Consider the following 16,530-nt stretch of genomic DNA (forward strand, 5'->3'; position numbering starts at 1 on the left):
TCAGGTGCCGAGCTCGTTGTCCAGCAGCTCGAAGAGTTCGTCGTCGGTGGCCGCTTCGACCGAGGAGGTGTCGTGGCCGGCGCCGCGCTGCCCGTCCTGCGCCCCGTTCCACTTCGCCAGCAGGACCTCCAGGCGCATGGTGACGGTGCTGCGCAGCCCGCGGTCGGACGGGGAGGCGGCCAGCGCGGCTTCGAGCCGGTCGATCTCCGCGAGCACGGACGGCGGCTCCGCCTCTCCCCCGGCCGGCAGCGAGGCGCCGAGGTGCTCCGCCAGGGCGGTCGGCGTCGGGTGGTCGAACAGCAGGCTCGCCGGCAGGCGCAGCCCGGTGACGGCGCCGAGGCGGTTGCGCAGTTCGACGGCCGTGAGCGAGTCGAAGCCGAGGTCGCGGAAGGCCTGGCCGGCGCCCACCGCCTCCGCGGAGGCGTGCCCCAGGACGGCGGCGACCTCACCGCGGACGGTGGCCAGCAGGATCCGCCGGCGCTTGTCCTGCGACGCCCCGGCCAGCTGCTCGGTCAGCTCGCCCGCGCCCGCGCCCGGCCGGTCCGGCCGACGGGCCGGGACCGGCACCAGGCCACGCAGCACGGCGGGCAGCGGGTGACTCCCGGCCCGGGCGCGCAGGGCGGCGAGGTTCAGCCGCACCGGGAGGAGGACTCCGGGGCCACCGGTCGTGGCCGCCGCGCGGGCCGTGTCGAAGAGGGCCAGGCCCTCGCGCCCCGACAGCGGCGCCACCCCGCCCCGGGCCATCCGCCCGAGCGCCTCGGCGCCCGCCTCGCCCAGCATCCCCTCGTCACCGGCCCACGGCCCCCAGGCGAGCGAGACGCCCGGCAGGCCCTGCGAGCGGCGGAGCTCCACCAGCGCGTCCAGGTAGGCGTTGGCGGCCGCGTAGTTGGCCTGTCCGGCGGTGCCGAGCGTGCCGGCGAGGGAGGAGAAGAGCACGAACGCGGTCGACGCGTGGTCCCGGGTCAGCTCGTGCAGGTGGAAGGCCGCGTCGACCTTCGGACGGAACACCCGGTCCAGCCGCTCCGGCGTCAACGAGTCCACCAGCGCGTCGTCCAGTACACCGGCGGCGTGCACGACGGCGGTCAGCGGGTGCTCGGCCGGCACCGCGTCGAGCAGCGCGGCGAGCGCGGCGCGGTCGGCCACGTCGCAGGCCGCCGTCGTCACCCGGGCGCCCAGGGCGGCCAGTTCGGCCTCGAACCCGCCCGCGCCGTCGGCCTCCGGCCCGCGTCGGCTGGTCAGCAGCAGGTGCCGCGCACCGTGCACCGCGACCAGGTGCCGCGCCACCTGCCGGCCCAGCGCCCCGGTCGCGCCGGTCACCAGGACGGTGCCGGCGGGGTCCAGGGCCTCTGTCGTCGCCGTGCCGGCTGCCGGTGTGTCGACGGTCGTCGTGTCGGAGGCCGTCGTCGCGGAGGCCGTCGCGCGTGCCAGCCGGGGCACGAACGTCCGGCCCGCCCGCACCGCCAGCTGCGGTTCGTCCGCCGTCGCGGTGGCCGCCAGCAGGGCCGGCAGGGCGCGCGCGGACTGCTCGTCGTCGTCCAGGTCGACCAGGACGAAGCGGCCCGGGTGCTCGGACTGCGCGGAGCGGACCAGGCCCCAGACCGCGGCCTGGGCCGGATCCGGCCGCCCGGGTGCGCCGTCGCCCGGGACGTCGGGTGCGACGGCGCCCTGTGTCAGCACCACCAGCCGGGCGGAGTCGGAACCGGCCCGCTCCAGCCACTCGCGCACCAGCGCCAGCACGTACCCGGTCGCGGCCCGAGCCGCCTCCGGTGTACCCGCCGCCGCGCCGGGGGCCGGGGGCAGCAGTGCGACCACGGCGTCGGGCAGCGCCGGCCCGGCGAACAGGCCGGCGAGATCGGCGTGGACCTCGGGGGCGCGGCCGGCGGCACGCAGGGCCGTGGCCGGTCCGCTCGCCGTGCCGCCCACCAGCGCCCAAGGCGACGGTTCGACGGCGGTGTCGGCGGATTCGACGTGCGGGAGGGGCGCCCAGGTCACCCGGTAGAGCGAGTCCGGCTGCCCAGTACGGGCAGCGGCCAACTGCTCCGCGGAGACCGGCCTCAGGACGAGTGAGTCGACCGAGGCGACGGGCCTCCCGGTCCCGTCCGCGGCCAGCAGGGACACCGCGTCCGTTCCGGCCGGGGCGATCCGCACCCGCAGGGCCGCCGCGCCGGACTCGTACCGGCGCACCCCGCTCCAGGAGAAGGGAACACGGGTCCGGCCGGTGTCGGGCAGCAGCCCGCCCAGGGCGACGGCGTGCAGCGCCGCGTCCAGTAGGGCGGGGTGCACACCGAACCCACCGGTCTGCGTGCCCTCGGGCAGCGCCACCTCCGCCAACACGGCGTCACCCTGCTGCCAGGCCGCCCGCAGGCCCCGGAACACCGGGCCGTAGTCGAGCCCGGAACCCGCCAACCGCTCGTACAGCGCCTCCGTGTCGAGCACGCCCGCCCCCGGCGGGGGCCAAGCGGACAGCTCGAACTCCGCGCCCGGGCCGCCGGCGCCGAGCACACCCGTGGCGTGACCGGTCCACGGCTGGTCGGACGCGTCCCCGTGGGCCGCGCGGGAGTAGATCGTCAGCGTGCGGCGGCCGGCGCCGTCGGCGGGGGCCACGACAACCTGGAGCTGCACACCGGCCTGGTCGGGCAGGGCGAGCGGCGCCTGGATCGTCAGCTCCTCCAGGAGGTCGCAGCCCACCTCGTCGGCGGCCCGCAGCGCGAGGTCCACCAGGGCGGTGCCGGGAAGCAGCACGGTGCCCAGCACCGCGTGATCGGCGAGCCAGGGATGGGTGGGCAGGGACAGCCGACCGGTGAGCAGCACGCCCTCGCCGCCGGCCAGTGTGACGGCGGCTCCCAGCAGGGGGTGCTCGGCCGCCGACAGGCCCGCCGAGATGACGTCGCCGACCGCCGGACCCGGCTCCAGCCAGAAGCGGCGGCGCTGGAAGGCGTAGGTCGGCAGGTCGTCGACGCGTCGGGCGTCGGTGCCGGTGAGGGCGGCGGTCCAGTCGAGGGTGATGCCGTGGATGTGGAGGTGGGCGAGGGCGGTGGTGAAGGCCTCGGCCTCGGGGCGGTCGGCGCGCAGGGCCGCGACGGCGACGGCGTCCGGCGACGTCTCCTGGACCATCGGGGTCAGGCCGCCCGGGCCGACCTCCAGGAACGCCGTCACGCCGTTGGCCGCGAGCGTCTGGACGGCATCCGCGAACCGGACCGCGTGCCGGACGTGCCGCACCCAGTACTCGGGGTCCGCCAGCTCCTCGACGGTGAGCGGCTCCCCGGTGAGCGTCGAGACGATCGGCCGGGTCGGCTCGGCGAACGTAACACGCTCGGCGACCTCACGGAAGCGGGCCAGCATCGGCTCCATCAGCGGCGAGTGGAACGCATGCGAGACCGCCAGCCGCTTCGTGCGGCGGCCCTCGGCGGCGAGCAGTTCGGCAACCTCTGCCACAGCCTCTTCGGCACCCGAAATAACCACCGACGTGGGACCGTTGACGGCCGCGATGCCCACCACGTCCTCGCGGCCGGCCAACAGCGGCAGCACCTCGTCCTCGGAGGCCTGCACCGCCACCATCACGCCGCCGGGCGGCAGCTCCTGCATCAACCGGCCACGCGCCACCACCAGTTCAGCAGCGTCCGACAGCGAGAGGACATCGGCCACGTGGGCGGCAGCGAACTCGCCTATCGAGTGACCCGCCAGGAAGTCCGCGCGCACACCCCACGACGCCACCAACCGGAACAACGCCACCTCCACCGCGAACAACGCCGGCTGCGTGAACTCCGTCCGGTTGAGGAGTTCCGGGTCCTCTCCGAACACCACGTCGCGCAAGGGCCGTTCGAGGTGGGCGTCCACGGCGTCACACACCGCGTCGAAGGCCTCCGCGAACACCGGGAACGAAGCGTGCAGCTCACGCCCCATCCCCAGCCGCTGGCTCCCCTGCCCCGAGAAGAGCAGAGCGACCTTCGTCCCCGGCACCGCGACACCACGGACCACCGCCCCGGACGACTCGCCGTTCGCCAGCGCACGCAGGCCCTCCAGCGTCCCCGCCACATCCGGCGCGACCACGGCCGCACGGTGCTCCAGCACCGCCCTGGACGTGGCCAGCGAGTACGCCACATCGGCCGCCACCAGGTCCTCACGCCCCTGCGCGTACGCGAGCAGCCGCGCGGCCTGGTCCCGCAGCGCCTCGGGAGACTTCGCCGACAGCACCCACGGCCTCGCGGCCTGGTCGCCCTGGTCCGTCTCACGACGCGGGGCCGCCGCAGCCGGCGCCTGCTCGATGATGACGTGCGCATTGGTCCCGCTGAAGCCGAACGAGGAGACACCGGCCCGGCGCGGACGGTCACCGGAGGGCCATGCGACCGGTTCGGTCAGCAGCCGCACCGCACCGCTCGACCAGTCGATGTGCGGGGACGGCTGCTCCGCGTGCAGGGTCCTGGGCAGGACGCCGCGCTGGAGCGCCTGAACCATCTTGATCACGCCGCCCACCCCGGCCGCCGCCTGGGTGTGACCGATGTTCGACTTCAACGATCCCAGCCACAGCGGCCGTTCGCGGTCCTGCCCGTACGTCGTCAGCAGCGCCTGCGCCTCGATCGGGTCACCGAGCCTGGTGCCCGTGCCGTGCGCCTCCACCGCGTCGACATCGGCCGCCGACAGCCCGGCACTCGCCAGCGCCTGCCGGATCACCCGCTGCTGCGCGGGACCGTTCGGCGCCGTCAGGCCGTTGGACGCGCCGTCCTGGTTGATGGCGCTGCCACGCACCACCGCCAGCACCGGGTGCCCGTTGCGCTCCGCGTCCGACAGCCGCTCGACCAGCAGCATGCCGGCACCCTCGCCCCAGCCCGTGCCGTCGGCTCCGGCGCCGAACGCCTTGCAGCGACCGTCGGCGGCGAGCCCGCGCTGCCGGCTGAACTCGACGAACGCCCCCGGTCCGGCCATCACGGTGACGCCGCCGGCCAGCGCCAGCGAGCACTCACCCGAGCGCAGCGCCTGCACCGCCAGGTGCAGGGCCACCAGCGACGAGGAGCACGCCGTGTCCACCGTCACCGCCGGCCCCTCCAGACCGAAGGAGTAGGAGAGCCGGCCCGAGATGACGCTGCCCGAGTTTCCGGTGCCGAGAAAGCCCTCCACGCCCTCGGGGACCGTCTGCAGCGAGGAGGCGTAGTCGTGGTACATCACCCCGGCGAAGACGCCGGTGTCCGAGCCCTTCACCGAGGTCGGGTCGATGCCCGCCCGCTCGAACGCCTCCCAGGTCGTCTCCAGCAGCAGCCGCTGCTGCGGGTCCATCGCCAGCGCCTCGCGCGGCGAGATCCCGAAGAACGCCGCGTCGAACTCGCCCGCGTCGTGCAGGAATCCGCCCTCACGGGTGTGACTGGTTCCGGCCTCGTCGGGACCGTCGGCGGAGAGCAGGCCGAGGTCCCAGCCCCGGTCGACGGGAAACCCGGAGATGGCGTCCGTACCCGAGGCCAGCAGCTGCCACAGCTCCTCCGGCGAGCTCACCCCGCCGGGATAGCGGCAGCTCATGGCGACGATCGCGATCGGCTCGTCCGCCCGGGCCGTGGTGACGGCGGCAGCGGCGGGGCGCGGTGCGTCGGCCAGCTGGTCCCGCAGGAAGCCGGCCAGCGCGGCGGGCGTCGGGTAGTCGAAGACCAGGCCGGCCGGCAGTCGCACACCGGTGGCGGCGCCGAGCCGGTTCCGGAGTTCGACGGCCGTCAGCGAGTCGAAGCCCAACTCGCGGAACGCCTGCCCCGATGGGACCGACTCGGCGCGACCGTGGCCCAGGACCGCGGCGGCATGGGTGCGCACCAGCTCCACCAGCAGCTCGTACTGCTGCGCTTCGGGCAGCCCGGCCAACCGGAGCGCCGTCGCCGCCGACGCCCCGGACTGCCCGGTCCCGGACGCGGCGACGCGACGCACCGAGGCGGGCACCAGGTTCCGCAGCACGACCGGCAGTTCCCCGGATCGGGCCGACTCCCGCAGGACCCGGGTGTCCCAACGCGCCGCCACCACGAACGGATCCGCTGAGCACATGGCGGCGTCGAAGAGCGCCAGGCCGTCCTCGGTCTCGATCGCGGTCATCCCGGACCGGGAGATCCGGCGCCGGTCCACCTCGCTCAACTCACCGCTGAGCGCGCTGTCCTGAGCCCACAGCCCCCAGGCCATCGACACCGCCGGCAGCCCGGCCGCCCGCCGCTGCAACGCGAGCGCGTCCAGGAACGCGTTCGCCGCCGCATAGTTGCCCTGCCCCGCACTGCCGAACACCCCGGCGGCGGAGGAGAACAGGACGAACGCCGACAGCTCCAAGTCCCGCGTCAACTCGTCCAGATGCAGCGCCGCATCCACCTTCGGACGGAACACCCGATCGATCCGCTCCGCCGACAACGACTCGACCAGCCCGTCATCGGTCACACCCGCCGCGTGCACGACCCCCGTCAGCGGGTGCTCCGCAGGGACGGCCGCCAGCAACCCGGCCAGCGCGTCACGGTCCGCCACGTCACAGGCCTCGACGACGACCTCGGCACCCGCCGCCGTCAACTCCGCCACCAAGTCGGCCATACCCTCGGCACCCGCACCCGAACGGCTCACCAGCAACAACCGGCGCACCCCGTGCCCGACGACCAGGTGCCGCGCCACCAGACGCCCCAACGTGCCCGAAGCACCCGTCACCAGCACCGTGCCACCCTCGGCAAAACGAACCGCAGGGCCCTCAACCGCGGCGACCCGCGCCAGACGCGGCACCAGCACCTCACCGCCGCGCACCGCGACCTGCGACTCACCCGACGCCACGGCCGCCGAAACCGCCACCTGGACGTGCCCGGCCCCCGGCTCCACATCCACCAGCACGAACCGGCCCGGATGCTCCGACTGCGCCGACCGCACCAGGCCCCACACCGCCGCCTGACCCGCATCAACAGCACCCTCGGCCACCCCGCCACGGGTCACCACCACCAACCGCGAACCCTCGAAACGCTCTTCGCGCACCCACTCCTTCAGCAGCTCCAACACTCCGCCGACAACCGCGCGCACACCCTCGGCGCCGGACCCCGACGGCGGGCACACGACCGCCAGCAGCCCCGGCACCTCCGCATCGGCCCCCGGAGCCTCCAAGCCCTCCCGGACCTCCACCTCCGCAGCCTCACCCACCGCCACCGGCGCGGGCACCCACTCCACCCGGTAGAGCGCGTCACGCTGCTCGTCGCGCGCGGCGGCCAGCTGCTCCGCGGCCACCGGGCGCAGCATCAACGACTCGACCGACAGCACCGGCCGGCCGGTGCCGTCCGCAGCCGAGAGCGTGACCGTGCCCGTGCCGACGCCGGAGCCGGCCGCCGGGGCCAGCCGGACCCGCAGCACGGTCGCTCCGGTGGCGGACACGCTCACCCCGCTCCACGCGAACGGGATCCGCCCCTCGTCCGACTCCGCGACGAAGTCACCCAGGCCGACGGCGTGCAGGGCCGCGTCCAGCAGGGCGGGGTGCACACCGAAGCCCGTCGCCTCGATGCCCTCCGGCAGCGCGACCTCGGCGAAGACCTCGGCGCCGCGTCGCCACCCGGCCCGCACGCCCCGGAACACCGGACCGTAGGCCAGGCCCAGTTCGGCGAGACGGTCGTACAGCCCATCGACGTCGACCTCGGCTGCGCCGGCGGGCGGCCACGCGGACAGCTCGTCCTCCGCGTGCTCCGCCGTCGGCGGCTGGGCCGTCGCCAGCACACCGGTGGCGTGGCAGGTCCACGGCGCGGCGGCGGTGGCGTCGTCGAGCCGCGAGTAGAGCCGCACGGCGCGACGGCCCGACGGGTCGGCGCCGTCCACCTGCACCTGGACGTGGACGCCGCCCCGCTCGGGCAGCACCAGCGGCGACTCCAGGGTCAGTTCCTCGACGCGGTCACAGCCCACCTGGTCGCCGGCCCGGATCGCCAACTCCACCAGCGCCGTGCCGGGCAGCAGGACCGTTCCCCTCACGACGTGGTCCGCCAGCCACGCGTGCGTGGCGAGGGACAGCCGGCCGGTCAGCAGCACACTGTCACGGTCGGCCAGCGTGACCGCCGCCGCCAGCAGCGGGTGCTCCGCCGACCACAGGCCCGAGCCGGCGAGGTCACCTTCGGCCGGGCGGGTGTCGAGCCAGTACCGCTCGTGCTGGAACGCGTAGGTCGGCAGGTCGACCCGCCGGGCGCCGGTGCCGCTGAACACGGCCTCCCAGTCGAGGGCGATGCCGTGGGTGTGGAGCCGGGCAAGGGCGGCGGTGAAGGACTCGACCTCGGGACGGTCGGCACGCAGAGCCGGGACGGCAACGGCGTCCGCCGACGTCTCCTGGACCATCGAGGTCAGGCCCCCGGGGCCGATCTCCAGGAACGCCGTCACACCGTTGGCCGCGAGCGTCTGGACGGCGTCGGCGAACCGGACCGCGTGCCGGACGTGCCGCACCCAGTACTCGGGGTCCGCCAACTCCTCGGCAATGAGCGGCCGTCCGGTGAGCGTCGAGACGATCGGCCGGGTCGGCTCGGCGAACGTGACGCGCTCGGCGACCGCGCGGAAGCGGGCCAACATCGGCTCCATCAGCGGCGAGTGGAACGCGTGCGAGACGGCGAGCCGCTTCGTCCGCCGCCCGTCGGCCGCCAGCAGCTCGACAACCTCTGCCACCGCCTCTTCGGCACCCGAAATAACCACCGACGACGGACCGTTGACCGCGGCGATGCCGACCAGGTCCGCACGGCCGGCCAACAGCGTCGCCACCTCGTCCTCGGAGGCCTGCACCGCCACCATCGCACCACCCGACGGCAGCTCCTGCATCAACCGGCCACGCGCCACCACCAGTTCAGCGGCATCGGCCAGCGAGAACACGCCGGCCACGTGCGCGGCGGCCAGCTCACCGATCGAGTGACCCGCCAGGAAGTCCGCCCGCACACCCCACGACTCCACCAGCCGGAACAGCGCCACCTCCACCGCGAACAACGCCGGCTGCGTGAACTCCGTCCGACCCAGCAGCTCCGCATCCTCCCCGAACACCACCTCACGCAACGACCGGCCCAAGTGGACGTCGACCGCAGCGCAGACCTCGTCGAAGGCCTCCGCGAACACCGGGAACGCCGCGTGCAGCTCACGCCCCATCCCCACCCGCTGACTCCCCTGACCCGAGAAGACCAGGGCGGCCAGGCTCCGAGGGGCCACCGCCCCGGTGACCACCCCCGCGGCGGGCTCGTCCCGCGCCAGCGCGCCCAGGGCCTGGCGCAGGTCCTCGCGGTCGGCCGCGACGATCACCGCCCGGTGGTCGAGAGCGGCCCGCGTCGTCGCGGCGGAGACACCGAGGTCCGCCACCGTGAGCCCGGGGTCGGCGTCCGTACGGGCGAGGAGGCGTGCGGCCTGGTCGCGCAGGGCCGCCGGGCTCTTGGCCGCCAGCAGCACGGGAAGCGGCAGCCGGAGCGGCCCGGGGACCTGCGGGGCCTCGGCGGCCGGCTCGCCCTCCTCGGCCGACGGGGCCTGCTCGACGATGACGTGCGCGTTGGTCCCGCTGAAGCCGAAGGAGGAGACGGCTGCGCGGCGCGGTCGGTCGCCCGCCGGCCACGCCACCGGCTCGGTCAGCAGTTCCACCGCGCCCGCCGACCAGTCGACGTGCGGCGTCGGCTCGTCCACGTGCAGGGTCTTCGGCAGCAGCTCATGCCGCAGCGCCTGGACCATCTTGATGATGCCGCCCACCCCGGCCGCCGCCTGGGTGTGGCCGAGGTTGGACTTCAACGAGCCCAGCCACAGCGGCCGTTCGCGGTCCTGCCCGTACGTCGCCAGCAGCGCCTGCGCCTCGATCGGGTCGCCCAGCGTCGTCCCGGTGCCGTGCGCCTCCACCGCGTCCACGTCCGCCGCCGACAGCCCGGCGTTCGCCAGCGCCTGCCGGATCACCCGCTGCTGCGACGGCCCGTTCGGCGCCGTCAGCCCGTTCGACGCACCGTCCTGGTTGATGGCGCTGCCGCGCACCACCGCCAGCACCCGGTGCCCGTTGCGCCGCGCGTCGGAGAGCCGCTCCAGCAGCAGCACACCGACACCCTCAGCCCACCCGGTGCCGTCCGCCGCCGCCGCGAAGGGCTTGCAGCGGCCGTCCGCGGCCAGCCCGCGCTGCCGGCTGAAGTCCACGAACGCCGTGGGGTTGGACATCGCGGTGACACCGCCGGCCAGCGCCAGCGTGCACTCCCCCTGCCGCAGCGCCTGCACCGCCAGGTGCAGGGCCACCAGCGAGGACGAGCACGCCGTGTCCACCGTCACCGCCGGCCCCTCCAGGCCGAAGGTGTAGGCCACCCGGCCCGAGACGACGCTGGCGGCGCTGCCCGTCCCGATGTACCCCTCGACGTCCTCGACCGCCTGCTGCAGGACGGCCGAGTGGTCGTGGTACATCACGCCGGCGAACACGCCGGTCCGGCTGCCCCGCAGCGAGGTCGGGTCGATCCCCGCCCGCTCGAAGGCCTCCCACGAGGTCTCCAGCAGCAGCCGCTGCTGCGGGTCCATGGTGAGGGCCTCACGGGGCGAGATCTCGAAGAGGCCGGCGTCGAAGAGGCCGATGCCGTCGAGGAAGCCGCCCTCCCGCACATGGCTGGTGCCCCGGGTGTCGGGGTCGGGATCGTAGAGCGCGTCCAGGTCCCAGCCGCGGTCGGCCGGGAACTCCGAGATCGCGTCGCCGCCGTCCGCCAGCAGGCGCCAGAGGTCCTCCGGCGACTCGACGCCGCCGGGATAGCGGCAGCTCATCGCCACGATCGCGATCGGCTCCTGCTGGGACTCGTCGATCTTCTGGAGCCGCTCGCGGGCCTCGTGCAGGTCCGCCGTCACTCGTCGGAGGAAGTAGCGGAGCTTATCCTCGTTGTTCACCTGAGGCCACCCTCTTGCAGATATCTCGTGGAGCCGGGGTCCGGCAGATTCGTTGTGGGGAACGGGAGTTGTCCGCCAACTCTCCGAGGGTCAGGAGATACCGAACTCCTTGCCGATGAAGTCGTACATCTCGTCGTCGGTCGCGCCGCTGAGCTCATCGGCGATTCCGGTCTGCTCCGCCGGGGCGGCGTCCGCCCACAGCGCCGCCAGCGCCCGCAGCCGCGAGGCGATGGCCGTCCGGCCCTCGTCGTCCGCTGCCGCCGTGCGCAACGTCGCCTCCAGGTCGTCGAGTTCGGCGAGCAGCGCGCCGACCCCGGGCGCCGCCGGTGCGGTCTCGGCGCGCAGGTACTCGGCGAGGTCGTTGGGCGTCGGGTAGTCGAAGATCAGCGTGGGCGGCAGCCGCAGTCCGCTCGCCGTGGCGAGGCGGTTGCGCAGGTCCACCGCGGTCAGCGAGTCGAACCCGAGTTCGCGCAACTGCCGTTCGGGGCGCACCGCCTGGGGCGAGGCGAGCCCGAGGACGGAGGCCACGTGCTCGCACACCACGTCCAGCAGCAGCTTGCGCTGCTCGGCCTCGCCCAGGCCGGTCAGCCGGGCCGACAGCGTCACCGCCGCGTCCGGCGTCGCGCTCGCGGCGGCCCGCCGGGCCGGCATCCGCACCAGCCCCCGCAGCAGCGCGGGCAGCGAGCCCTCCGCGGCCTGGGCCCGCAGACCCGCGGGGTCCAGCCGCACCGGCACGACGGTCGTCCCGACCCGGCCGGAGGCGGCGGCGTCGAAGAGCGCCAGGCCTTCCTCGGTGGCGAGCGGCAGTACTCCGCCGCGGGCCATCCTGGCGCGGTCGGCCGCCGTCATCCGACCGGTGATCCCGCTGCCTTCGGCCCACAGGCCCCAGGCCAGCGACACCGCCGGCAGTCCGGCCGCCCGCCGCTGCAACGCGAGCGCGTCCAGGAACGCGTTCGCCGCCGCGTAGTTGCCCTGCCCCGCACTGCCGAAGACGCCGGCGGCGGAGGAGAACAGGACGAACGCCGACAGCTCCAAGTCCCGCGTCAGCTCGTCCAGATGCAGCGCCGCATCCACCTTCGGACGGAACACCCGGTCGATCCGCTCCGCCGACAAGGACTCGACCAGCCCGTCATCGGTCACACCCGCCGCGTGCACGACCCCCGTCAGCGGGTGCTCCGCAGGGACGGCCGCCAGCAACCCGGCCAGCGCGTCACGATCCGCGACGTCACAGGCCTCGACGACGGCCTCGGCACCCGCCGCCGTCAACTCCGCCACCAACTCGGCCATACCCTCGGCACCCGCACCCGAACGGCTCACCAGCAACAACCGGCGCACACCCCGCTCGGCCACCAGATGCCGCGCCACCACACGTCCCAACGTGCCCGAGGCACCCGTCACCAGCACCGTGCCACCCTCGACAAAGGCGAGGGCAGGACCCTCGTCCGTCGCCTCGATCCGCGCGAGCCGGGGCACCAGCACCTGGCCGTCGCGCACCGCGACCTGCTCCTCACCCGCGTCGAGCAGTGCGGGCAGGGCGCGCACCGAGTCCGCGTCCCGGTCCAGGTCGACCAGGAGGAAGCGGCCCGGGTGCTCCGACTGCGCGGACCGCACCAGGCCCCGGACGGCGGCCTGGGCCGGGTCGACCTCCTTGTCGCCGTCCCGCGCGACCACGGCGTTGCCGGTCAGCACCACCAGCCGGGAGCCGGTGAGCCGCTCGTCGGACACCCACCGCTGCAACAGCTCCAGCATCCGGTGGACGCTGCGGTGCACGTGCTCGGCGGGGTGGTCGCTGTCGACCTTGCCGCCCGCGGCGGCCAGGACCACCTCGGGCACCCGGCCACCGCGCTCCAGCCGCCGCAGCACGGCGGGCAGGTCGGGGTGGAAGTCGGCGCGTGCTCCGGTCTCCTCGACGGCGGCACGCAGGCCGTCGTCCTCACCGATGACGGCCCACGACTCGCCCATCGACCGCCATTCGACGGGCAGCACCGTCCAGTCGACGCGGTGGAGCGAGTCCGGCCGGCCACCGCGGGCGGCGCTCAACTCCTCGCTGGAGAAGGGGCGCAGGACGAGGGAGTCGACCGTGGCGACGGGCCGGCCGGTGGCGTCGGCGACCAGCAGCGAGACGGCGTCCTGCCCGGCCGGGGCCAGCCGCACGCGCAGCGCGTGCGCACCGGTCGCCGCGAGCCGCACGCCGCTCCAGGCGAACGGGATCCGCCCCTGACCGGTGTCGGGCAGCAACCCGCCCAGACCCACCGCGTGCAGGGCCGCGTCCAGCAGCGCCGGATGCACACCGAAGCCGCCGACCTCCACGCCCTCCGGCAGCGCGACCTCGGCGAACACCTCCTCCCCGCGCCGCCACACCTGACGCAGCCCCCGGAACACCGGGCCGTAGTCCAGACCCAGTTCGGCGAGGCGGTCGTAGCAGCCTTCGGTCGCCACGTCCTCCGCCGCACTCGGCGGCCACTCCACGAGGTCGAACGCCTCGCCCCGCCCGGGTGCGAGCGCTCCGGTCGCGTGGCAGATCCACGGCTCGGCGCCGTCGCCCGCCTCCGGCCGCGCGTACACGCTCACCGTGCGGCGGCCGGACTCGTCGGCGCCGCCGACCGTGATCTGCACCTGCACCGCGCCCCGCTCGGGCAGGACCAGCGGCGCCCGGAGGGTCAGCTCCTCCAGGAGGTCGCAGCCCACCTCGTCACCGGCCCGCAGCACCAGGTCCACCAGCGCCGTGCCGGGCAGCAGGACCGCGCCCGCCACGACGTGGTCCGCCAGCCACGGCTGGGACGCCAGCGACAAGCGGCCGGTCAGCAGCGCGCCCTCACCACCCGCGAGCGCGACCGCCGCTCCCAGCAGGGGGTGGTCGGCCGCCGTCAGGCCCGCCGCCGTGATGTCACCCGCCGGCCGGCCCGACTCCAGCCAGTACCGCTCGTGCTGGAAGGCGTACGTCGGCAGATCGACCCGCCGGGCGCCGCGACCGGCGAAGACCGCATCCCAGTCGAGGGTGATGCCGTGGGTGTGGAGCTGGGTGAGGGCGGTGGTGAAGGCCTCGGCCTCGGGGCGGTCGGCGCGCAGGGCCGGGACGGCAACGGTCTCAGCCAGGGTCTCCTGGACCATCGGGGTCAGGCCGCCGGGGCCGATCTCCAGGAACGCCGTCACACCGTTGGCCGCGAGCGTCTGGACGGCGTCGGCGAACCGGACCGCGTGGCGAACGTGCCGCACCCAGTAGTCGGGGTCCGCCAGCTCTTCGGCAGTGACCGGCTGTCCGGTGAGCGTCGAGACGATCGGGCGGCTCGGCTCGGCGAACGTGACGCGCTCGGCGACCTCGCGGAAACGGGCCAGCATCGGCTCCATCAGCGGCGAGTGGAACGCGTGCGAGACGGCGAGCCGCTTCGTACGACGGCCGTCGGCCGCCAGCAGGGCGACGACCTCCGCCATGGCATCCTCGGCTCCCGAAATGACCACCGACGTGGGCCCGTTGACGGCCGCGATGCCCACCAGGTCCTCGCGTCCGGCCAGCAGCGGCGCCACCTCGTCCTCCGAGGCCTGCACCGCCACCATCGCGCCACCCGACGGCAGCTCCTGCATCAACCGGCCACGCGCCACCACCAGTTCAGCGGCATCGGCCAGCGCGAGGACTCCGGCGACGTGGGCGGCGGCGAACTCGCCGATCGAGTGACCGGCCAGGAAGTCCACCCGCGCACCCCACGACTCCACCAGCCGGAACAGCGCCACCTCCACCGCGAACAACGCCGGCTGGGTGAACCCGGTCCGACCCAGCAGCTCCGCGTCCTCACCGAACACCACCTCACGCAACGGCCGTTCGAGGTGGACGTCCAGGTGCGCGCAGACCTCGTCGAAGGCCTCCGCGAACACCGGGAACGAAGCGTGCAGCTCACGCCCCATCCCCAACCGCTGACTCCCCTGCCCCGAGAACAGGACCGCGAGCCCGACGTCCGGCGTAGCGGAGCCCCGCGCCGACCCGACGGGCTGCCGGTCCTCGGCTATCGCGGCCACGCTCCGGAGCAGTTCCTCCCGGTCCCGGCCCACCACCACCGCGCGGTGCTCCAGCGCGGCGCGCGAGGTGGCCAGCGAGTAGCCGAGGTCCACCGGGTCGAGCTCCGGGCGCTCGGTGACAAACGCGGCCAGGCGCCGCGCCTGCGCCCGCAGCGCGGGCTCGTCCTTGGCGAACAGCGTCCACGGCACGACGGCCGCGTCCCGAACCGGCGCGCTCGGCCGCCGTTCGTCGGTGACCGCCGCCGGGGGCTGTTCCAGTACGACGTGGGCGTTGGTGCCGCTGACGCCGAACGAGGAGACGCCGGCCCGGCGCGGACGGCCGTTCACGGACCACTCCACCGGTTCCGACAGCAGCTCCACCGCGCCCGCCGACCAGTCGACGTGCGGCGAGGGCTCGTCCACGTGCAGAGTCTTCGGCAGCACCCCGTGCCGCATCGCCATCACCATCTTGATCACACCCGCCACACCCGCCGCGGCCTGGGTGTGACCGATGTTCGACTTGATCGACCCGAGCCACAAAGGCCGCTCGCGGTCCTGCCCGTACGTGGCCAGCAGCGCCTGCGCCTCGATCGGGTCGCCCAGCGTGGTCCCGGTGCCGTGCGCCTCCACCACGTCCACCTCGGCGGCCGACAGCCCGGCGTTCGCCAGCGCCTGCCGGATCACCCGCTGCTGCGACGGCCCGTTCGGCGCCGTCAGCCCGTTCGACGCACCGTCCTGGTTCACCGCCGAGCCCCGCACCACCGCCAGCACCCGGTGCCCGTTGCGCTCCGCGTCCGACAGCCGCTCGACCAGCAGCATGCCCGCACCCTCGGCCCACCCGGTGCCGTCCGCCCCGGCGCCGAACGCCTTGCAGCGGCCGTCCGCCGACAACCCGCGCTGCCGACTGAACTCGATGAAGGTGTTCGGTGTCGCCATCACGGTGACGCCACCGACCAGCGCCAGCGAGCACTCGCCCGAGCGCAGCGCCTGCGCCGCCAGATGCAGGGCGACCAGCGAGGACGAGCACGCCGTGTCCACCGTCACCGCCGGGCCCTCCAGGCCGAAGGTGTAGGCCACCCGGCCGGACGCCACGCTGCCGGAGGTCCCCATGCCGAGGTGGCCTTCGAGGCCGTCCGGCACCTCCGCGAGCTGCGACGCGTAGTCGTGGTACATGACGCCGGCGAAGACCCCGGTCCGCGAACCCTTCACCGAGGTCGGATCGATCCCCGCCCGCTCGAACGCCTCCCAGGACGTCTCCAGCAGCAACCGCTGCTGCGGATCCATCGCCAGCGCCTCACGCGGCGAGATCCCGAAGAACGACGGGTCGAACTCCCCCGCCCCGTACAGGAACCCACCCTCACGCGTGTAACTCGTCCCGGCATGCTCCGGATCCGGGTGGTACAACCCCTCCAGATCCCAGCCACGGTCCGCCGGGAACCCACCGATCGCGTCACCACCCTCCGCCACCAGCCGCCACAACTCCTCCGGCGAGGCGACTCCGCCCGGGAAGCGGCAGCTCATGCCGACGATCGCGATCGGCTCACCGTCCGCCGACGGCAGGACGGGAGCGGAAGGCTCCACCACCGCCGACGACGAACCCACCAGCTCGGCCAGCAGGTGGCGCGCCAGCGCCTCCGGCGTCGGATGGTCGAACACCAGCGTCGCCGGCAACCGCACCCCGCAGGCCGCGTTCAACGCGTTCCGCAGCTCCAC

The 16,530-nt window shown here is 74.6% G+C and carries 2 protein-coding genes; both read right to left on the bottom strand.

Annotated elements, in window-relative coordinates; genetic code table 11:
• Positions 1-10,827: a type I polyketide synthase gene (locus ACFVUH_RS17745; protein WP_387914179.1), complete on the bottom strand. Its 10,827-nt coding sequence runs from the start codon at positions 10,825-10,827 to the stop codon at positions 1-3.
• 90 nt (positions 10,828-10,917) lie between these two features.
• Positions 10,918-16,530 (bottom strand): SDR family NAD(P)-dependent oxidoreductase (locus tag ACFVUH_RS17750; protein WP_387914180.1); only part of this gene is annotated, 5,613 nt, incomplete at its 5' end.

It is taken from the genome of Kitasatospora sp. NPDC058032, from assembly GCF_042885845.1.
In the GTDB taxonomy this organism is placed as follows: Bacteria; Actinomycetota; Actinomycetes; order Streptomycetales; family Streptomycetaceae; genus Kitasatospora.